Annotated in this window: 21 protein-coding genes; 1 reads left to right on the forward strand and 20 read right to left on the reverse strand. The window is 70.4% G+C overall.

Annotated elements, in window-relative coordinates:
- Positions 1–45: 45 nt before the first annotated feature.
- From pyrH to rpsB, 3 genes are all read right to left on the reverse strand, one after another.
- Positions 46–801: a UMP kinase gene (gene pyrH, locus ACIRPK_RS25220; RefSeq protein WP_403041950.1), complete on the reverse strand. Its 756-nt coding sequence runs from the start codon at positions 799–801 to the stop codon at positions 46–48.
- Between the two features lie 270 nt (positions 802–1,071).
- Positions 1,072–1,911, reverse strand: a complete 840-nt coding sequence (gene tsf / locus ACIRPK_RS25225; protein WP_403041951.1) for a translation elongation factor Ts — start codon at positions 1,909–1,911, stop codon at positions 1,072–1,074.
- Between the two features lie 131 nt (positions 1,912–2,042).
- A complete protein-coding gene (gene rpsB / locus ACIRPK_RS25230; RefSeq protein WP_403041952.1) occupies positions 2,043–2,960 on the reverse strand; it encodes a 30S ribosomal protein S2 in 918 nt (305 codons plus the stop codon).
- 569 nt (positions 2,961–3,529) lie between these two features.
- Here rpsB and ACIRPK_RS25235 point away from each other — a divergent pair.
- A complete protein-coding gene (locus tag ACIRPK_RS25235; RefSeq protein ID WP_403041954.1) occupies positions 3,530–4,201 on the forward strand; it encodes a murein hydrolase activator EnvC family protein in 672 nt (223 codons plus the stop codon).
- On the opposite strand, the gene ACIRPK_RS25240 is transcribed toward ACIRPK_RS25235, so the two are convergent.
- The 17 genes from ACIRPK_RS25240 to ACIRPK_RS25320 form a co-directional block, all read right to left on the reverse strand.
- On the reverse strand, positions 4,194–4,823 hold the full coding sequence (locus ACIRPK_RS25240) for a TetR/AcrR family transcriptional regulator (protein WP_403041955.1): 630 nt from the start codon (positions 4,821–4,823) through the stop codon (positions 4,194–4,196). The two genes, ACIRPK_RS25235 and ACIRPK_RS25240, sit on opposite strands and share 8 nt — an antisense overlap.
- A gap of 144 nt (positions 4,824–4,967) precedes the next feature.
- Positions 4,968–5,852 carry an RNA polymerase sigma factor WhiG gene (gene whiG / locus ACIRPK_RS25245; RefSeq protein ID WP_403041957.1) on the reverse strand — a complete coding sequence of 295 codons (885 nt, stop codon included), beginning with the start codon at positions 5,850–5,852 and terminating at the stop codon, positions 4,968–4,970.
- Between the two features lie 298 nt (positions 5,853–6,150).
- Complete coding sequence (gene dprA, locus ACIRPK_RS25250) at positions 6,151–7,335, reverse strand: DNA-processing protein DprA (RefSeq protein ID WP_403042107.1); 1,185 nt, start codon at positions 7,333–7,335, stop codon at positions 6,151–6,153.
- 141 nt (positions 7,336–7,476) lie between these two features.
- Positions 7,477–9,129, reverse strand: coding sequence for a YifB family Mg chelatase-like AAA ATPase (locus ACIRPK_RS25255; RefSeq protein WP_403041958.1), 1,653 nt, complete (start codon positions 9,127–9,129; stop codon positions 7,477–7,479).
- A gap of 1 nt (position 9,130) precedes the next feature.
- Positions 9,131–9,661, reverse strand: coding sequence for a YraN family protein (locus ACIRPK_RS25260; protein ID WP_403041960.1), 531 nt, complete (start codon positions 9,659–9,661; stop codon positions 9,131–9,133).
- A gap of 196 nt (positions 9,662–9,857) precedes the next feature.
- On the reverse strand, positions 9,858–10,184 hold the full coding sequence (locus ACIRPK_RS25265) for a DUF2469 domain-containing protein (RefSeq protein WP_145793704.1): 327 nt from the start codon (positions 10,182–10,184) through the stop codon (positions 9,858–9,860).
- Positions 10,181–10,717, reverse strand: coding sequence for an NUDIX hydrolase (locus ACIRPK_RS25270; RefSeq protein ID WP_403041962.1), 537 nt, complete (start codon positions 10,715–10,717; stop codon positions 10,181–10,183). The genes ACIRPK_RS25265 and ACIRPK_RS25270 overlap by 4 nt, the downstream gene beginning before the upstream one ends.
- 70 nt (positions 10,718–10,787) lie before the next feature.
- Entirely contained in the window at positions 10,788–11,531 is a 744-nt protein-coding gene (lepB, locus tag ACIRPK_RS25275; protein WP_403041964.1) for a signal peptidase I, read from the reverse strand.
- A gap of 153 nt (positions 11,532–11,684) precedes the next feature.
- Positions 11,685–12,590, reverse strand: coding sequence for a signal peptidase I (gene lepB / locus ACIRPK_RS25280; protein ID WP_403041966.1), 906 nt, complete (start codon positions 12,588–12,590; stop codon positions 11,685–11,687).
- A 237-nt stretch (positions 12,591–12,827) separates the two neighbouring features.
- Entirely contained in the window at positions 12,828–13,640 is an 813-nt protein-coding gene (lepB, locus tag ACIRPK_RS25285; protein WP_403041968.1) for a signal peptidase I, read from the reverse strand.
- A gap of 187 nt (positions 13,641–13,827) precedes the next feature.
- Positions 13,828–14,616 carry a signal peptidase I gene (lepB, locus tag ACIRPK_RS25290; RefSeq protein ID WP_403041971.1) on the reverse strand — a complete coding sequence of 263 codons (789 nt, stop codon included), beginning with the start codon at positions 14,614–14,616 and terminating at the stop codon, positions 13,828–13,830.
- Positions 14,617–14,867: 251 nt separating this feature from the next.
- A complete protein-coding gene (rplS, locus tag ACIRPK_RS25295; RefSeq protein ID WP_403041973.1) occupies positions 14,868–15,218 on the reverse strand; it encodes a 50S ribosomal protein L19 in 351 nt (116 codons plus the stop codon).
- Between the two features lie 153 nt (positions 15,219–15,371).
- Positions 15,372–16,190 (reverse strand): tRNA (guanosine(37)-N1)-methyltransferase TrmD, encoded by an 819-nt coding sequence (trmD, locus tag ACIRPK_RS25300; RefSeq protein ID WP_403041976.1) that lies wholly within the window; start codon positions 16,188–16,190, stop codon positions 15,372–15,374.
- A gap of 1 nt (position 16,191) precedes the next feature.
- Complete coding sequence (gene rimM / locus ACIRPK_RS25305) at positions 16,192–16,833, reverse strand: ribosome maturation factor RimM (protein ID WP_403041979.1); 642 nt, start codon at positions 16,831–16,833, stop codon at positions 16,192–16,194.
- 316 nt (positions 16,834–17,149) lie between these two features.
- Positions 17,150–17,389 (reverse strand): RNA-binding protein, encoded by a 240-nt coding sequence (locus tag ACIRPK_RS25310; RefSeq protein ID WP_030306741.1) that lies wholly within the window; start codon positions 17,387–17,389, stop codon positions 17,150–17,152.
- A 2-nt stretch (positions 17,390–17,391) separates the two neighbouring features.
- Entirely contained in the window at positions 17,392–17,823 is a 432-nt protein-coding gene (rpsP, locus tag ACIRPK_RS25315) for a 30S ribosomal protein S16 (protein ID WP_057232313.1), read from the reverse strand.
- A gap of 307 nt (positions 17,824–18,130) precedes the next feature.
- Positions 18,131–18,709, reverse strand: a complete 579-nt coding sequence (locus tag ACIRPK_RS25320; RefSeq protein ID WP_403041982.1) for a hypothetical protein — start codon at positions 18,707–18,709, stop codon at positions 18,131–18,133.
- Positions 18,710–18,929 lie beyond the last annotated feature (220 nt).

Below are 18,929 nucleotides of genomic sequence, written 5' to 3' on the forward strand. Positions count from 1 at the left end.
GGCGCATTGCCCCGGTCGGCTGATTGCTGCTCAGGTGACGACTGCTCAGGCCCGGGCGGAGTCCTGGCTGATGAGTGTGCCGATCTTCTCACTGTTCACCGCGCGGGCGATATTGCCCTCCGCCAGCAGTTCGAAGACCAGCATCGGCAGGTCGTTGTCCTTGCACAGCGTGATCGCGGTCAGGTCGGCCACCTTGAGGTCGCGCGCGATGACCTCGTTGTAGTCGAGGGAGTCGAACTTGACCGCCTCGGGGTTGGTGCGCGGGTCCGAGTCGTACACCCCGTCGACGCCGTTCTTGCCCATCAGCAGCACCTCGGCGTGGATCTCCAGGGCGCGCTGCACGGCGGTGGTGTCGGTGGAGAAGTAGGGCATGCCCATACCGGCGCCGAAGATGACCACGCGCCCCTTCTCCAGGTGCCGGACGGCCCGCAGCGGCAGGTACGGCTCGGCGACCTGGCCCATCGTGATGGCGGTCTGGACCCGGGTCTCGATGCCTTCCTTGATCAGGAAGTCCTGCAGCGCCAGGCAGTTCATCACGGTGCCGAGCATGCCCATGTAGTCGGAACGGGCCCGGTCCATGCCGCGGACCTGCAGCTCGGCGCCGCGGAAGAAGTTGCCGCCGCCGATGACCACGGCCACCTCGGTACCGCCGCGGACCACCGTGGCGATCTCCCGCGCGATCTTGTGCACGACGTCCGGGTCGACGCCGAGGCCGCCACCGCCGGCGAACGCCTCACCGGACAGCTTGAGCAGAACCCGCCGACGGTTGCTCTCCTGCACGGTCTCCTGCGTCTCCGTCATGGACTTCTCCTTCTCCACCTACTGGTTCACAGACGGGGCCTCCGGCGGGCACTGCCGGGCCCCTGACCTGCGCGTACACGCAAGGAGGCCACTGCCGCGGGAACCGGTACGGTGTCCTGCACGGCAATGGCCTCCTCGTCGTTCATGGTGCCGACGTGGCCCGCCCGTTGACTTCCTGGCGCTGGTCGAGCCCGATCGGCGCGTTCCTGGCCGCCCTGATGAGCGGCCGGGCGCTTCCTACCTTAGGCGGGAAGCACGGTGGAACGTGGGTCAGGCGCCGACGCGGAAGCGGGCGAAACGCTTGAGCGCGACGCCGTTCTCCTCGAGCACCTTGGCGACGGACTTCTTGTTGTCCTTCGCGAAGGCCTGCTCCAGGACGGAGTTCTCCTTGACGAAGCCGGTGACGCGACCCTCGACGATCTTCGGCAGGGCAGCCTCGGGCTTGCCCTCCTCGCGCGCGGTGGCCTCGGCGACGCGACGCTCGTTCTCGATGTCCTCGGCCGGGATGTCCTCGCGGGACAGGTACTTCGGCGCGAAGGCGGCGATGTGCTGCGCGACGTCCTTGGCGACCTCGGCGTTCTCCTTGTCGAGCTCGACGAGGACACCGATGGTCGGCGGGAGGTCCGGGTCCGACTTGTGCATGTAGACGCCGACGTAGCCGTCACCGTCGAACTGCGCGAAGCGGCGGAACACGATCTTCTCGCCCAGGGTCGCGTTGGCCTCGTCCACGAACTGCTGGACGGTCTGGCCGGCGGCGATCTCGGAGGCCAGCGCGGCCTCCAGGTCGGCCGGGGAGGTGGCGGCCACGTGGGCGGCGATCGCGTTGGCGACCTCGACGAACTTGCCGCCCTTGGCGACGAAGTCGGTCTCGCAGTTCAGCTCGACCAGGACGCCGGACTTGGCACCCTCGGCGATGAGCGCGGCGACGGCGCCGTTGGAGGCGTCACGGCCCTCGCGCTTGGCAACGCCCTTCTGGCCCTTGATACGAAGCAGCTCGACGGCCTTCTGGACGTCGCCCTCGGCCTCGTCCAGCGCCTTCTTGCAGTCCATCATGCCGGCGCCGGTGAGCTCACGGAGCTTCTTGACGTCCGCGGCGGAGATGTTCGCCATGGTGTGAATCTCTTCTCGCGTCTCGCGTGTCTGCGTGGGGAGGTGCCTGGCGGGCTGGGTTCAGCCCCCGGCACGGGAGAGAGGGGCACTTACCGGTGTCGTACCGGCGAGTGCCCCTCACCCTTGGTACGTCAGGCCTGCTCGGCCTCGACGGCCGGAGCCTCGGCCTCGGCGGCGGGGGCCTCGACCTCGGCGGCCGGGGCCTCGACGGTCTCGGCAGCAGCCTCGGTGGCCTCGGCGGCGGCGGGGGCCTCGACGGTCTCGTCGGCCTTCGGCTCGCCCTCGAGGATGTCCTTCTCCCAGTCGGCCAGCGGCTGGTCGGCACCCGGCTCGGCCTTGACGTCACCCTTGGCGACACCGGCACGGGCCTTCAGGCCCTCGGCGACGGCGTCGGCGATGACGCGGGTCAGCAGCGTGACGGAGCGGATCGCGTCGTCGTTGCCGGGGATCTTGTAGTCGACCTCGTCGGGGTCGCAGTTGGTGTCCAGGATCGCGACGACCGGGATGTGAAGCTTGCGTGCCTCACCAACCGCGATGTGCTCCTTCTTGGTGTCGACGATCCAGACGGCGCTGGGAACGCGCTGCATGTCACGGATACCACCGAGGGTCTTCTCGAGCTTGGTGTGCTCGCGCTCGAGGACCAGGAGCTCCTTCTTGGTGAGACCGGAACCGGCCACATCCGAGAAGTCGATCTCGCCGAGCTCCTTCATCCGCTGAAGGCGCTTGTAGACGGTCTGGAAGTTGGTCAGCATGCCGCCGAGCCAGCGCTGGTTCACGTAGGGCATGCCCACGCGGGTGGCCTGCTCGGCGATGGCCTCCTGGGCCTGCTTCTTGGTGCCGACGAAGAGGACGCTGCCGCCGTGGGCAACCGTCTCCTTGACGAACTCGAAGGCGCGGTCGATGTAGTTCAGCGACTGCAGGAGGTCGATGATGTAGATGCCGTTGCGCTCCGTGAAGATGAAACGCTTCATCTTCGGGTTCCAACGACGGGTCTGGTGACCGAAGTGGACGCCGCTCTCCAGCAGCTCCCGCATCGTGACGACGGCCATGGCCGTGCTCCTCGGTGTTCTGCCCGGCGCGCCTGGTCCTCACGGACCCGGGGTGCCAGGTGTTCTCGGTTGTCCCGTGCCGGTCGGGCGACCGCCACGCCTGACGCCCCGACGTGCCGAGCCACCTGCGCCTGTGCGGTGACTTGACCGCGCCAGGCTCGGCGGACCGAGCGGCACTCGCACCGAGCGGGCCTCGGCTCCCCTTGCGGGTGGCCTCTGCCGCCGGTGGCGGGGCGTGCGAAGTCGACCCGGGCATACCGGGTCGCGTGTGAAGTGTACGGGAAGCCCCGAGCCGGGAGCGACTCCGGCTTTTCGGGGTCGGGTGGGCGTCGTCAGCGGTGCTGGGGGTGGGCTTCCCGGTGGGCTCCGGTGGGCTCCGGCGGGCTTGGAGCTGGGCTTGGAGGTGGGCTTCGGGGGCTGCGGTTGGCGGTTCGTCCGCTGACCGGTGGGCGGACGGCCTCCGGCGGATTCACCCCTGTGAGGGAATGTCGATGTCCCCAGGGCCGGGTTGTCCACAGGGTGGGTGCGGGTGCTGGTCGCTGACGGCAGCGGTCGGGAGCCTGCTCGGCATGGGCACTCCTCTCTTCCGTCCGCTCGCTCCGCTGCCACTGGCCGCCGCCGCTCCGGGCGCGGGCCCGCTGCCGCAACCTCCGCATCCGCCGGACCGGCGGGTGGTCGTGCTGCTGGTCGCGCTGCTCACCGCACTGCTGTTCGTCGGGCTGCCGCCCCGTCCGGCGTCCGGGGTGGTGGGGGTGGGGATGGCCGGGGCTCCGGCGGTTGGCCCGGGGCCCGGGCGGGCCTGGCCGGTGGGCGGGCCGGGCAGTCTGCTCCAGCGGTTCGACCCGCCGCCGGTGCGGTGGGCGGCGGGGCACCGGGGTGTCGACCTGGCGGCCTCGGTGGGGGCGACGGTCCGGGCCGCCGCGCCCGGGGTGATCTCGTTCTCCGGGATGGTCGCGGGCCGGCCGGTGGTGACGGTGACTCACCCCGCCTCGGGGAGCCCTCCGTTGCGCACCACCTATCTGCCCGTCACCGGCAGCGTGCCGGTCGGCACGGCCGTCGCGGGCGGCGAACCGATCGGTGTGCTGGCGACCGGCGTCGGACACTGCGCCACGGGGTGTCTGCACTGGGGGCTGCTGCGAGGCAAGCGCTACCTGGATCCGCTGGCCCTGCTGGGGACCGGCCAGGCGAGGCTGCTGCCGTTCGACGGCCCGGTGACTCAGGCTCAGGCCCGACTCAGGTAGTGGCGCCCTTCGGGGTCGTCGCGTCCGCGCCGAGTTGGTGGGCGGGGCAGAGGCCGTGCAGCACCATCGAGACGGCGGAGTCGGAGACCGAACCGCTCCCGTCCTCACCGGCCCGCTCGACCTGGCGCACGGCCGCCTCGACCACTCCTTGGAGCAGGGCGGCCGCCACCCGGGGCTGCTCGTGCCCGATCTCCTGCAGGGCCTGGACCACCAGGTCGACCAAGGCGTGGTGCGCCGCCCTGATCCGGCCGCGCGCGGCCTCGTCGAGTTCCAGCGCCGAGATCGCGACCACGGCGCGGTGCCGAGGGTCGGCGGCCAGTACGAGCTGGCCGCGCACATAGGCCTCGACCTTGGCGTGCGGGGTGTCGCAGGCGGCCATGCCGGCCTCGATCTCCGCCGCCCAGAGCGGGAAGTCGACCGCGCACAGCTCCTCGATGACGGCCGCGCGCGAACGGAAGTACTCGTACACCGAGGAGCGCGCGAGGCCGGCCCGCGCAGCCAGCGCGGGGAAGGTCATCGCCTCCGTGCCCCCCTCGGTGAGCAGCGTACGGGCAGCGTCGAGGAGCGCTGCGCGCTGCAGCTGACGATGCTCGGCCACGGTGGCCGCCCGGATTTTCGGCACGCCCCTACTGTACGGAGGCCGACGAAGTTCCGGGACCGCGCCATGGGGATCGCCGGGCGTGTGATGCAGCACCCCGGCGCACTCGCCTCGCCGTACGCTCTGGTCCGGCCACCTGGTACTGCGACTTGGTGTGCCGGCCAGGGCTCAGCAGACCTCGGAGAGTTTTGCGCGCAGCTGGATCACCGACTTGGTGTGGATCTGACTGACCCTGCTCTCGGTCACACCGAGCACCTGGCCGATCTCGGCGAGCGTGAGGCCCTCGTAGTAGTAGAGGGTGACCACGGTCTTCTCGCGCTCCGGCAGGGTGTTGACCGCGGTGGCGAGCAGCCGGCGGAGCTCCCGGTCCTCCGCGACCTCGACCGGGTTGTCCGCGCCGGTGTCCTCCAGGGTGTCCATCAGACTGAGCCGGTCGCCGCTCTCCCCGGCCGGGTGCAGCAACTCGTCCAGGGCCACCACGTTGGCGAGCGAGAGCTGACTGAAGATCGCGTGCAGCTCCTCGATCGCGATGCCCATCTCGGCCGCCACCTCGGGCTCGTGCGGTGTCCGGCGCAGCCGGGCCTCGAGGGTGGCGTAGGTGCGCTCCACCGCCTTGGCCTTCTGCCGGACGGAGCGCGGGATCCAGTCCAGCGCCCGGAGCTCGTCGATGATCGCGCCACGGATCCGGCTGATGGCGTAGGTCTCGAACTTGATCGCGCGCTCGATGTCGAACTTCTCGATCGCGTCAATCAGACCGAACACACCGGAGGAGACGAAGTCGGCCTGCTCCACGTTGGCCGGCAGACCGACTCCGACCCGGCCGGCCACATATTTGACCAACGGCGAGTAGTGCAGGATCAGTTGCTCCCGCAGTCTGGCGTCTCCGGTCTCCTTGTACGACCGCCATAGCAGCTCCAGAGCTGATCGGTCGTCACCTGCGGGCCTTACCGCGCTTGACGCCGACGGCTTGGCGGCTTCGCCCTCGCGACGGGCGGCCGGGGGCCGGGACGGCGCTTGGACCGGAGCCTCCTCCGTCGTACTGCGGGGTCGCACCCGACCGGCTTGCCTGGTCACACCCATCGCGCCTGGCGCTCTGCTCTGCGCCTCGGCGGCGGGTCGTGCCTCGGCCCCCGGCCCTGGCCCTCCCGAGGACCGGAGGGCGCCGGTAACCCTGTGTCCGGGAATGTGTGTGGGCATACGTTGGTCTGCGCCGTTCTGCCGAGTCATGTGCTGATAGGGAAGCCACTGCGAGCGTAGCGTGACCGAGTCGCTGCACAGTGCTACCGCCACTCGGTCGTCGCTCGAACCGGTGGTGCACCCGGCGTGGCGTGCCCCTCGCCGACCCCCGGCGTCACTCCTTCCTGGCGCGGCCACTGCGCACCAACCGCCAGTGCGCACCGCATCTCTCGACGAACCCGAGCGAGCCCAACTCGTAGAGCCGTTGCAGGACTTCGTCCGGCGAGAGCCCCGCCTCCCGGGCCAGTCGGTCCACCGGCGCCCCCTCCGCCGAGGCGGGGACGGCCTCCAGCACCCGGGCCACCGGCGGGGGCAACAGGTCCCTGGGGAGTACCGGGCCGGACCGGCGTGGCGCCAGGTCGTCCCCGATCGCGCCGACCAGCTCACCGATCTCCGCCGCGTCCGTCACCAGCGTCGCGCCGCCGCTGCGGATCAGCGCGTGGACCCCGGCCGACAGCTCGGAGGTCACCGGGCCGGCCACCCCCATGGTGTGGCGGTTCAGGTCGCGGGCCCGCCGGGCGGTGCTCAGCGCCCCGCTGCGCATGGCGGCCTCGACCACCACGGTGCCCCGGGTCAGTGCGGCTATCACCCGGTTGCGGAGCACGAACCGGAACCTGTTCGGGTGCTCGCCCGGAGGTAGCTCGCTGAGCAGCAGACCCTGGGCGGCGATCCGGGCGATCAGCTCCGAATTCCCCGCCGGGTAGGCCACGTCCACGCCGCAGGCGAGTACGCCGAGGGTGACGCCGCCGACCGCGAGCGCACCCCGGTGCGCGGCCGCGTCGATGCCGTAGGCAGCACCTGAGACCACCACCCATCCTCGCTCGGCGAGTTGGGCCGCGAGCTCACCCGCGACGTGCGCGCCGTACGCGGTGCAGGCTCGGGCGCCCACCATGGCCACCGACCGCAGGGCGAGCATCCGCAGTGATCCGGTGCCACGGATCCAGAGGCCGACCGGTCGGCCGTCACCCAGGTCGTCGAGCTGGGACGGCCACTCGATGTCGCCCGGAATGATGAACCGGCCACCGGCGGCTTCCACTCGTCCCAGGTCCGCGTCGACGTCGACCAGTGGGAGCCTGGCGCGGTAGGCGCCGAGACGGTCGGCGTCCAGGTCGAGGTAGCCGGGGACGGTGCGGCGGTGGATGGCCTCGATCAGGGTGGATGCGCCGACCTGGCCCAGCCACCGGCCGATCACCGCGTCGCCGGGCTCGATCAGACGGGTCAGCGCGGCCCGGGCACGGCGCTCGGCATCGACGGCCGGGCGGGGCGTCGGCTCCGCCTCCGATGGCGTGGACGGGCGCATCCTCGGTGCCGCCCGGGAGTTGACGGGGGCTGTCGGGGACTGGTTGCTACGGTTCACCTGCACCTCCACGGTGACGGCGGGTCGGCCGAGTCGGACGGATCTCGTGGCCGGTGCCTCCTGCTCGGCCGTCCGATCGCGCGGTCAGGACTCACCGCCGATGTCCGCGTCCGGCTCCTCGTCGGAGTGGACAGCCGGGTCCCGGACGGGCAGCCCCCGCTGCACGCCGGTGCGAAGCACCAGGGCCGTCCGGACGTCGATGCGGGTGGGTTGCTCGCGCCCGGCCAGGTCAGCCACCGTCCAGGCCACCCGGAGCACCCGGTCCAGGCCACGCGCGGTCAACAGGCCGCGCTCCAGGTCCCGTTCCGCGTCGGCCAAGGCGCCCGGGGCCAGTCGCCAGCGGGTACGGAGGGTGTGGCCCGGGACCTCCGCGTTGGTCCGCCAGGGTGTGTCGTCGAGCCGCTTGGCAGCTCGCTCACGGGCCGCCAGCACTCTGGCGCCGACCTCCCGGGTGCCCTCGGCCCGGCTCGCCTGCCCCATCAGCTCCGCCCTGGTCACCGGATCCACCTGGACCTGGAGGTCGACCCGGTCCAGCAGGGGCCCGGAGAGCCGGCTCTGATACCGGCTCACCATGGTCGGCGTGCACTCGCAGCCCTCGCCCCGGCGGGAATGGCGTCCGCAGGGGCACGGATTGGCCGCCAGGCAGAGCTGGAAGCGGGCGGGCAACCGCACGGAACCCGCCGAGCGCGCGATGGTCACCTCGCCTGACTCCAGGGGCTGGCGGAGGGCATCGAGGACCCGTACCGGGAATTCGGGTGCCTCGTCGAGGAACAGGATGCCCCGGTGCGCCAGCGACACCGCTCCCGGACGGGGCAGACCGCTGCCGCCTCCGACGATCGCGGGCATCGTGGTCGAGTGGTGCGGCGCGTAGTACGGCGGACTGTCGATCAGCGGCCGGTCGGCCGGCAACAGCCCCGCGACCGAGTGAACGGCCGTCACTTCCAGGGCCTCGGCCTGGGTCAGCGGTGGAAGCAGCCCCGGAAGTCGCTCGGCCAGCATCGTCTTCCCTGCGCCGGGCGGGCCCTTCAGGAACAGGTGATGGCCACCTGCGGCCGCGATCTCCAGCGCACGGCGGGCCTGGTGCTGGCCTGCCACATCGGCCAGGTCGAGTTCGGCGGCGCGTTCTGCGGAGAGCCCCCGGACTCCGGCGCCGGGCAGCACCAACCCGGCCAGTGCCGGATCCCTGCGGCCGACACCGTGGCCGGCCTCCTCCTCGGGCTCCGGAGCGCCGGTGAGGATCGCGATCAGTTGGCGCAGGCTGCGGACGCCCCGCACCGAGACGTGCGGGACCAACGCGGCCTCTGGCGCCGTCTGCTCGGCGACGATGACCTGCCGATAGCCGGCGTCGGCCGCCGCCAGCACTGAGGGCAGTACGCCCCGGACCGGCCGGACCCTGCCGTCGAGACCCAGCTCCCCGATGATCAGCAGGTCCGCGATCGCGGCCGGATCAAGCCGCTCGGCGGCCGCCAGGACGGCACAGGCAACCGCGAGGTCAAAGCCGCTGCCACTCTTGGGGACCGAAGCCGGACTCAGACCGACCGTCAGCTTCCGCTGGGGCCAGGGCTCCCCGCTGTTGACGACAGCGGCCCGGACGCGGTCCTTGGCCTCGGACAGCGCCTTGTCGGGAAGGCCGACCAGGGCAAAGGTCGCGAGGCCAGGCTCAAGATCGGCCTGCACCTCCACCACGACTCCGTCCACCCCGACCAGGGCGACCGAGCAGGTACGGGCGAATGCCATCTCAGACCGCCCCGCGCAGGTGTTCCACCAGGGCAGCGCCCTTGAGGCGGTTGACCACGGCGACCAGGTCGATCCGCACGCCGCCGGGCGGCAGGGGTACCGGGAGGACCGGCGGGACCGGCTCAGCGGTCTGTCTGCCCCCTCGGCTGCCCCTGCCCGAACGTGCCTTCTTCGGGCCGGCCTCGGCGGCCTGTTCCGGCGGCATCGGCACGGGGAGCCCGGCCGACGACTGGACCGCGTCGGCGAGGCGGGCGAAGTGCTCGGGCCAACGCTCACCGAGCCAGCGTTCGGCCAGCTGGCGCAGTCGAACGGCCTTGGTCTGGTCGATGCCCTCGCTCGGCTGCTGGAACCCCCGCTCGGAGCGGGTCTTCACCTCGCAGACGGCGATCGTGTCCCCGTCCAGCGCGATGATGTCCAGCTCTCCTTCGGCGCAACGCCAGTTGCGCTCCAGGATTCGCAGCCCGCCCTCGGTGAGCCAGCGGGCCGCGACTTCTTCGCCGTAGCGGCCGAGACCGTTGTTGGAACTCTGCACGGCAATCACCTCCGTGCCAGGAGGCTGTCGTATCAGTCCGAAAACGGTCCAGAGTTGATGATTTCTGTGGATAACTCAGGGGTTGTGGAAAACCGAATCACCCCTGAGGGAAGTTTTTTCGGTGACCTCTGGACATCGCGGCACCAGCTGGTAGAGCGTCTCCTCGCAAGGCCGACCTCGTCGCCGTCCCGCAGACTCAGCTGCCGAAGGAGGCATCGTCCGAGGGCAGCTCCAGATCGCTCTTGGCCAGTTCCTCGATGTTGACGTCCTTGAAGGTCAGCACCCGCACCTTGCGGACGAACCGGGCCGGCCGGTACATGTCCCAGACCCACGCATCCGCCATCGACACCTCGAAGAAGACCTCACCCTGCACCGAGTGCACCTGGAGCTCGTAGTCGTTCGTGAGGTAGAAACGCCGCTCGGTCTCGATCACGTATTTGAACAGGCCGACGACATCCCGGTACTCCCGATAGAGCTTGAGCTCCATCTCGGTCTCGTACTTCTCGAGGTCTTCGGCACTCATCCAGGTGTCCCCTCAACTCGATACGTCCACCCCATTGTGGACCACCCGGCCCTTCCGCAGAGCCGTACCGGTCGGACTGGCGGGCCGTCCGTCAGCAACCGCTCGACCAGGTCGGCCAGCTCGACCGGGTAGACCGTCTCCTCGGTCGCCCGGAGCTCCGCCACCGTCCACCACCGTGCCGTCAGCAGCTGGGCGTGCTCCTCGGCCGCTGCGGCCGCCGGCACGCTCAGCCCGGTCTCACGCGTACGAGCCAGATGGAACCACTGGTCCTGCTCGTACTGCCGTTCCAGATAGGAGAAGGACACCGTGTCGTACGCCACCACTGGTCCGAGCTCCACCCCGGTCAGGCCGGTCTCCTCGGCCAGCTCACGCAACGCGGCAGCACACAGTTCCTCACCCGGTTCCACTCCCCCACCGGGGGTGAACCACCAGAACACCCCCGGCACCGCCGGATCAGTGCCCCGGAAGAGCAGCAACCGGTCCGCATCGTCCAACAGCAGGACCCGTGCCGCCCGGCGCCGCTCCGCCGCCATCGCCGACTCCTCCGCCCAGCCGCCCGGGCCACCTCGATGTTCCTGCTGCGCCTGTTGTCGCTGTTGCGGGTCAGGCCCGGCGAAACCGTCGCACCAGCGAGGCAAGTCCACCCACCAGCGAGGCCAACACGATCATCGCCGCACCCGCCACCATCGCGAGCGTGGCGGGCCCCAGCGGCCCGGGCTTGGCGGCCACCGGGCCGGCCAGCCCGTCGAAGGCCACCGTACGCTTGCTCACCCCGGCCCGGTCGGCAGGCCAAGCCGTCCCCTCGACCCGGCCGAGCACCTCGTCGGTCGCCACCGTGCCGCCCGCCAGGTCGAGGTGGCTCCGGGAGTCGAGCGAGGAATCCCGGTTGTCCCCCATCAGGAAGAGCCGCCCCGGCGGCACGACAGTGCTGAACAGCTTGTCGTCGAGCTGCTGCTTTGCCAGGTACGGCTCGTCGATCGGGTGGTCGTTCACCGTCAGCCGGTGCTGCGCGTCGCAGCACACCACGGTGTCGCTGCCGACCGCGACCACTCTCTTGACCATCGGAACATTGCCCCAGAGCTGGTCCTGGAAGACCACGATGTCCCCTCGGCCCACCGACTCTCCACCAACCGACCGGGCCAGCACCGTGTCGCCCATGGTGAGGGTCGGAGTCATCGACTGGGTCGGGATCCGGTAGGGGCGGTACTGCATCGCAAGCACGCCGAAGGCACCGACCAGGAGGACGAAGCCGAGCCCGATCACCAGCCCCTGGGCCAGCGACCCGGCACTTCGCCGAGCCTTCACCGGGCGCGGCGGGGCAGCCGTCGGGGTCTTCACGTCGCTCATCGCCGCCACCTCCAGGTCGACCCGCAACCCACACGGGTGGGCCACGGCGGGTCCGGGAAAGCCGGCGGGCCGTGGCACCTGCGAGCAGATTACTCGCCAGTACCACGGCCCGCGCAAGACCCTGCTCCACCTCGAGGGGAGCAGCCCGAGAGGTCAGCGGCGGTATCGCCGCAGCCACCAGACCGCAGGCAGTGCGATCGCCGCACCGGCCGCGGGCGGCGCGTAGGGCAGTGCAGCGGCCGCGAGCCCCTTCTGGTCGAAGGTGTCAGGCACCGGCAGCGTCGCCCAGTTGCCGATCGGCCAGGCCACCACGAAGGCCCGTCCCACCACGTTGTCCACGGGGACGGTGCCGCCACCGGGCTGGTCCTGGTGGAACCGCGAGTCGAGCGAGTCGGCCCGGTGGTCGCCCATGACCCAGATCCGGTTGTCCGGCACCTGGACCGGCCCGAACGGCTTGTCACCGCACGGGGTGTTGCCGGGGAAGATGTAGGGCTCGTCGAGCGCGATCCCGTTCACCTTGACCGGCCCGGTGCCCTGGCATTCGACCGTGTCCCCGCCGACCGCGATGACCCGCTTGATCAGGTCCTTCTCGTTCGCCGAAGGCATCAGCCCGACAAAGCTGAGTACGTCCTGCACACCACGGACGAAGGCGTTGTCGCTCTGCTGGGCCGGCTCGTCGCTCAGCCAGCCGCCCGGGTCGTGGAAGACCACGACCTCGCCGCGCTCCGGCTCGGCGCCGAACCACGGTGTCAGCTTGTCGACCAGCACCCGGTCGCCGATCTGCAGGGTGTTCTGCATCGACCCGGAGGGGATGGAGAACGCCTGGACGAAGAAGGTCTTGATCACCAGAGCCAGAATCAACGCGATTCCGACCAGGATCGGAAGTTCCTTCCAGAAGGAACGCTGCTTCGGCTGCTTCTTCTTGGAGCTCCCTGCCTCGTCGTCGGCCGGAGCAGCCGACGCGGTCTCCGCGGACCGGTCGGAGCCGTCCAACTGCTCAGCGCCTTCGCCCTCGGGCTCAGGGCCCCCGGAACGGGCACCGATCACCAGATCCCCCACAACATCTCCTCCCTGCTGTGCGGACGCCCGCGCGTCCGCGCTCACAGTGCCGCACAGCGGGCACCACGTTGTGTGACCGGCCGTCAGGCCGCGTCAGCTCCGCCCGTCACAGGGCGATCCGACATCGGCGCACCAGCACAGCCGCCGGAGGCGATCGGACCGTACACCGAGCACTCCAGCACTTCTCTACCACTCCAGGCCAGGACGTCCGTGCTCCCACACGGCAAGACGGACGAATCAGCCGACGGGCGGCGCGCGACGCACCCGCGCGCGCCTGGGCCGCACGAGGATCGGGGTGACGCCCAACACACCCATAACGAGCGGAGGTTCCGCAAGATCCGGTTGAGTTCGAGGCAATTTAGCCCGATCAGGCTCGCTCGGGTACCGACGCGCTCCGGGAACGCTACGCCCGAACGCCTCGGTCCGCACGGGAAGCCCCGACAGGGAGGCCGGGACACCGAGTTGGCCCATCCGCTGAACCGGCCAGGCGATCACGAAGGCCCGGCCGATCACGTTGTCGATCGGGATCGTGCCCTGGCCGGCCTCGTTCAGGTGGTAACGGGAGTCTGCGGAGAGATCCCGATGATCCCCCATCACCCACAACCGCCCTGCCGGGACAGTGATTTTGAACGGCTGCTTCGACGGTACGTTCCCCGCTGCGAGGTAAGGCTCGTCCACCGGTGTGCCGTTGACGATCAGTCGGCCACTGGCGTCACAGCACTCGACGGTGTCACCGGGCACGCCGATCACACGCTTGATCAGGTCCTGCTCGTTGTCCGACGGCAACAACCCGACGTAGGAGAGTGCCTGCTTGGCCCCGCGCAGCGCGAAGTTCTCCTGCTCCGGCTGGGGAACGGGCTCGAGCCAGCCGCCCGGGTCCTTGAAGACCACGATCTCGCCCCGGCTCGGCAGGTTGCCGAACCACGGTGTCATCTTGTCGACCAGCACCCGGTCGCCGATCAGGATGGTCTGCTCCATCGAACCCGAGGGAATCACGAAGACCTGGACCGCGAAGGTCTTGAGTCCCAGGGCGATCAGCAGCGCGGCCACGGCGATCAGCGGTATCTCGCGCAGCAGCGACCGGCGCCTGCTCCGAGCGGCCCGACGAGCGGACCTGCGGCGCTCCGCCCTGCCGCGCGTGGAGGGAGCCGTCGCGCCTGGCCCCGCCGCTGCGACCGGTGCTGCCTGGGGGGCGGACCGGTCATCGACCGACACCTGGGCGGTGGCGGTCCTGACCCTACTTCTGGCCCCCATGGCCACCCGTCCCCTCCACCGGAGCGAAGCTCGCGGGCCGGTCCAACGACGTCCAGCGACCGATCGGGAAGACGATCCAGTCGGCTCGACCGATCACCCGCTTCTCGGGGACGAAACCGCCACCCGGCTCCCCCAGGTGATCGCGCGAGTCCCGGGAGTCGCTCCGGTGATCCCCCATCACCCAGAGCTTCCCAGCCGGGACCACCACGTCGAACCGCACCGACGAGGGAGCATCACCGGGATAGAGGTAGGCCGACTCGTCCAACGGCACCCCGTTGACCCTGAGCCGCCCGTCCGCCTCACAGCACGTCACCCGGTCACCCCCGACGCCGACCACACGCTTTACGTATACGGAACCGTTCCCGGAGCCCAGCCCCACGGCTGACAGGAAGCGTCGCACAGCCGGCGTCTCCTCCGCGTAAGGCAGGAAGGAGCCCGTTCCGTCGAAGACCACGACGTCGCCCCGGCGGACGTGACCGCCGAACGAGTAGGCCAGCTCGTTCACCACCAGCCGGTCTTCCGGCCGCAGCGTGTTCTCCATCGAGGCGGACGGCACCGCGAACGGCCGGGCGACGAACGCGTTGACCAACATCAGCGTCAGGACGCAGACCGCGACGATCCGTAGGAGGTCACGTGCCGACCACCGTCTCGGAAGATCGGAGTCGCTCTCGTCGGTCTCCGCGGCTTCGCCGGCCCCCTCGGCGACCAGCCCTGGGCTGCCGAGCTCAGCAGATGCCGCACCATCACCGCCTGGAGCCACGCCGCTGCCCACCCCCGCACCCACACCTGCACCCGCGGCCCCGACGCCAGCTCCCGGGGCTACGTCCGCGCCGAGGTGCACCCCACCGACACCCGGACCGGAAACGACCGCGGACCGCGACGGCGAGTCCGCACCCGGAGGTGCGGCACTGCCGTCGCGGTCCGCGACTGGTTCTTGCGTGCTCATCGGGGCAGAGCCTATCCCGAAGGGACTCCACCCAACCCGAGCGTACTGATCCCCTGGCCGGAGCCGGGGTCAGCGGATCAGCGGTCGCGCTTCTCCTTGATCTTCGCGGCCTTGCCGCGGAGGTCACGCAGGTAGTACAGCTTGGCGCGGCGAACCGCACCGCGGGTCACGACCTCGATCTTCTCGACGACCGGGGTGTGCACCGGGAAGGTGCGCTCCACACCGACGTTGAACGACACCTTGCGAACGGTGAAGGTCTCACCGATGCCGGCGCCGTGGCGACGGATGACGACGCCCTGGAAGACCTGGACACGAGAGCGGGTGCCCTCGATGACCCGGACGTGAACCTTCAGGGTGTCGCCGGCGCGGAAGGCCGGGATGTCGTCGCGCAGCGAAGCCACGTCGACAGCAGCGAGCTTGTTGCTCATGTTGCTCTCCATCGCAGGCGCCACGGGCCGCCCACGGAAGTTCGTCACAATGGGGTGTGTTGCGGGCCGCTTCGGTTCGCGATGGTCCCCCCGTGGCGGGGGCAACGCTCCACCGACCTCCACGAGGGAAGCCCGACGGCAGACAACAGTCGCCTATTCTTCCACAGCTTCCGCCAGAGACCGAAATCGGCCGAGCTCCTGGTCCCAGGCGAGCCCCAGGATGCTGAGCGCCTCGCGCTCCTTCTTGTCGAAGGCGCCGAGCTCCCAGCGCTCGACCAGATCCGGCCGGTTAGCCAGGGTCCGAGCGAACGCCTGCTCCCGCCGCCAACGGGCGATCTTGCCGTGGTGGCCGCTCAGCAGCACGTCCGGCACCTCGCGCCCGCGCCACTCGGCCGGCTTGGTGTAGACGGGCCCCTCCAGCAGGTCCGCCATGGCGCCAGGAGCGAAGGAGTCGTCCCGGTGCGACTCGGCATTGCCGAGCACCCCGGGCAGCAGGCGGGCGATCGCCTCGACCATCACCAGCACCGCGACCTCGCCACCCGCCAGCACGTAGTCACCGATCGAGGCCTCGACCACCGGCATCCGGGTGGCGGCCTCCTCGATCACCCGACGGTCGATCCCCTCGTACCGGGCCGGCGCGAACGCCAGCCACGGCCGCCCGGCGAGCTCCTGGGCCAGCTCCTGCGTGAACGGCCGTCCGCTCGGCGTCGGCACCACCAGGGTCGGGACCTCGCCCTCCGGCCCCTCGGCGAGCACCGCGTCCAGCGCCGCGCCCCACGGCTCCGGCTTCATCACCATGCCGGGCCCCCCGCCGTACGGGGTGTCGTCGACCGTGCGGTGAATGTCCGTGGTCCACGAGCGCAGGTCGTGGAGGTGCACGTCGAGCTGACCGCGGGCCCGGGCCTTGCCGACCAGCGAGACGTTCAGCGGCTCCAGGTACTCCGGAAAGATCGTGACGACGTCGATCCGCATCTCACTCACCCCGCGCACCACTGTCGCCCGCACCCTCGGAACCGCCGCCTACGGAACGGTCTTCCTCAGAACCGTCCTCCTCGGACACCTCCTCCGCCCCGGAGGCGCCGTCCGAACGAACCACCACCGCCTCCGCCGGGTCGATCAGCCCGGGGGGCGGGTCGATGACGGCCCGCTGGTTCTCCAGGTCGATGGTCGGCACGATCCGGGTGACGAACGGCACGAGCACCTCGGTCCCGTCCGGCCGGGTGACGGTCAGCAGGTCCTGGTACGGCAGGTGGACGACCTCGCTCAGCTCGCCGACCAGCGTCCCGTCGAGCAGCACCACGTCCAGCCCGATCAGCTGGTGGTCGTAGAACTCCTCAGGGTCCTCCGGCCGGTCCTCCGGGTCGATCTCCGCGATCAGCATGGTGCCGCGCAGCGCCTCGGCGGCGTTGCGGTCGTTCACCCCCGCGAAGCGCAGCAGCAGTCGGCCGCTGTGCACCTTGCCCGACTCGATGGTCAGCGGGCCGACCGTGGCCGGGTCGGTGGACAGGACCGCGCCGGGCCCGAGCCGCAGCTCGGGCTCGTCGGTACGGACCTCGACGCTGACGTCCCCCCTGATGCCGTGGGCACGGCCGATCTTGCCGACGACGAGCTGCACGGTGATCGTTCTCCTGAATCTGTACCGGCGGTCCGCTGGGTCCGGTGGGCCTGAGGACGGAGTGCCGAATGACGGTGAGCCGAAAAGCAGTGGCTGGTGGGAAAGCTGAGCCGGACGGGACGACGAACCGCAGGCAACGCCCCGGCGAGCCCAAGGAAACCCACAGAACCGCAGATCCCACAGAACATCAGATCCCGCAGTCCCGCAGTCCCGCAGTCCCGCAGAACCCGCGTCCCCCGGTCCGGCCCGGGAATGCAGAAGGACCGGCCAGGACGCCATGCGTCCCGGCCGGTCCCACAAACCTGACGGTCGAACGTCAGCGAATGCTGTCCACGTCGACCAGGTCGACCCGGACGTTGCGACCGCCGAGGGCGCCGACCACGGTGCGCAGCGCGCGGGCCGTGCGGCCGCCCCGGCCGATCACCTTGCCGAGGTCATCGGGGTGCACGCGCACCTCGATGGTGTTGCCCCGACGCAGGTTGCGCGAACGCACCTGCACCTCGTCGGGGTGCTCGACGATGCCCTTGACCAAGTGGTCGAGGGCGTCCTCGATCACGCTCAGGCCTCGGTGGAAGCGGCGTCGGCCTCAGCCTCGGCCTTGTCCGCCTTCTTGGCCTTCGGGGTGATGGCAACACCGGTGGTGCTGTCCTCGAAGCCGGCGACGGCCTTCGCGAAGAGGTGCGAGAAGTCCTCGACCTTGGGCTCGGCCACCAGCAGCGGGGCCGGGGCGGGCAGGCCCTTGAACTTCTGCCAGTCGCCGGTGAGCTTCAGGATGGCGAGGACGGGCTCGGTCGGCTGGGCGCCGACGGACAGCCAGTACTGCGCGCGGTCGGTGTCGACCTCGATCTTCGAGGGGTTGTAGGTCGGCTGGTAGATGCCGATCTCCTCGATGGCGCGACCGTCACGCTTGGTGCGCGAGTCCGCGACGACGATGCGGTAGTGCGGGGCGCGAATCTTGCCGAGACGCTTGAGCTTGATCTTGACTGCCACGGGAGTGGGTTCTCCTGGTGTTGACGTGGGTGAACAGCCGCTGCCACCGCGTGGGGTTGCGAGGGCGGCCGTTCAAGGGACACGCCAGCCGTAGGAGAGAGGGGTCCTGCTCGGCTGCCGAGTACTCAGCTGTCCATTCTGCCACACCGCGCCGGTCGGCCCGACCGAGGGCCCCCGCCCCCGGTTGAGCCGAGTCTCAGCACTACAGGTGTTGCAGAACGTGCGACACAGCCCGCTGGCAACGGACGGCAGGAACAGGACGGGACACTGACACGAACACCGAACGGAACGCGGGACGGACCTGGGATCACGCGATCCGGAACGGCTGCTGGCAGGCACCGCAGACGATCGACGCCTGGGCCAGCACCGACGGCACCACCCGGACGTTGCGGCCGCAGCCGCAGATCGCCTTGACCCGGACCCCGCCACCGGAGGAACCGTGCCGGGCCGCCGGGCCGCGGAACGCGCGGTGCCCACCCTCGCCGTTGACGGCGAGCTGGTGTGCGCCGAGCGCGCGGTCGAGCCGCTCGATCGTTCCCGAGTACCGCTCCTGAGTCTCCGTCAGCATGGTCACCTGGGAGAAGCCGCTACTGGCGTGCGGTTCGACCGGGTGGGCAAGCCCGAGCTCGGAGGCGAGCAGCAGGAAGCGCCGGTTGTGGTAGCGCCCCGCCCGTGAGGTGTCACGGATGTCGCGGGCCGCCGCCAGGCCGTGGGCGGCTTCGTGCAGCAGTCGCTCGAAGCCGAGCTGGCTGCCGCAGGCGGAGGAGGACTCACCGATCAGGGCCTCTGGCGAGGCGAGGTCGGGGAGGTCCTGGTGGTGGGCCTGGATGTCACTCCAGGCGGCGGCCAGTTCGGCCGCGAGGACGAGAGGCTGTGTCGTGCTCACGCTAGACCAACGATGCAGTGAGCGCCGATGTTCCGCGAGTTCCCGCTCTCGGGAAATTCCCAGCGAACTCCCAGGAATGCGCTGTCGCGCGTGAATTGCGCTGCCCGTATCTGACGCAAGACCAACCCCCTGCAACTTTGGGCCCGGCGAACCTCGCCAGGCTCTCGGCTATCGCCTCGGGGGACGGTTGCCCCCCTATGGCGAACGGCCCGTGGCGGTG

Origin of the sequence: Kitasatospora sp. NPDC101801 (assembly GCF_044766665.1) — a bacterium.
Lineage (GTDB): Bacteria > Actinomycetota > Actinomycetes > Streptomycetales > Streptomycetaceae > Kitasatospora.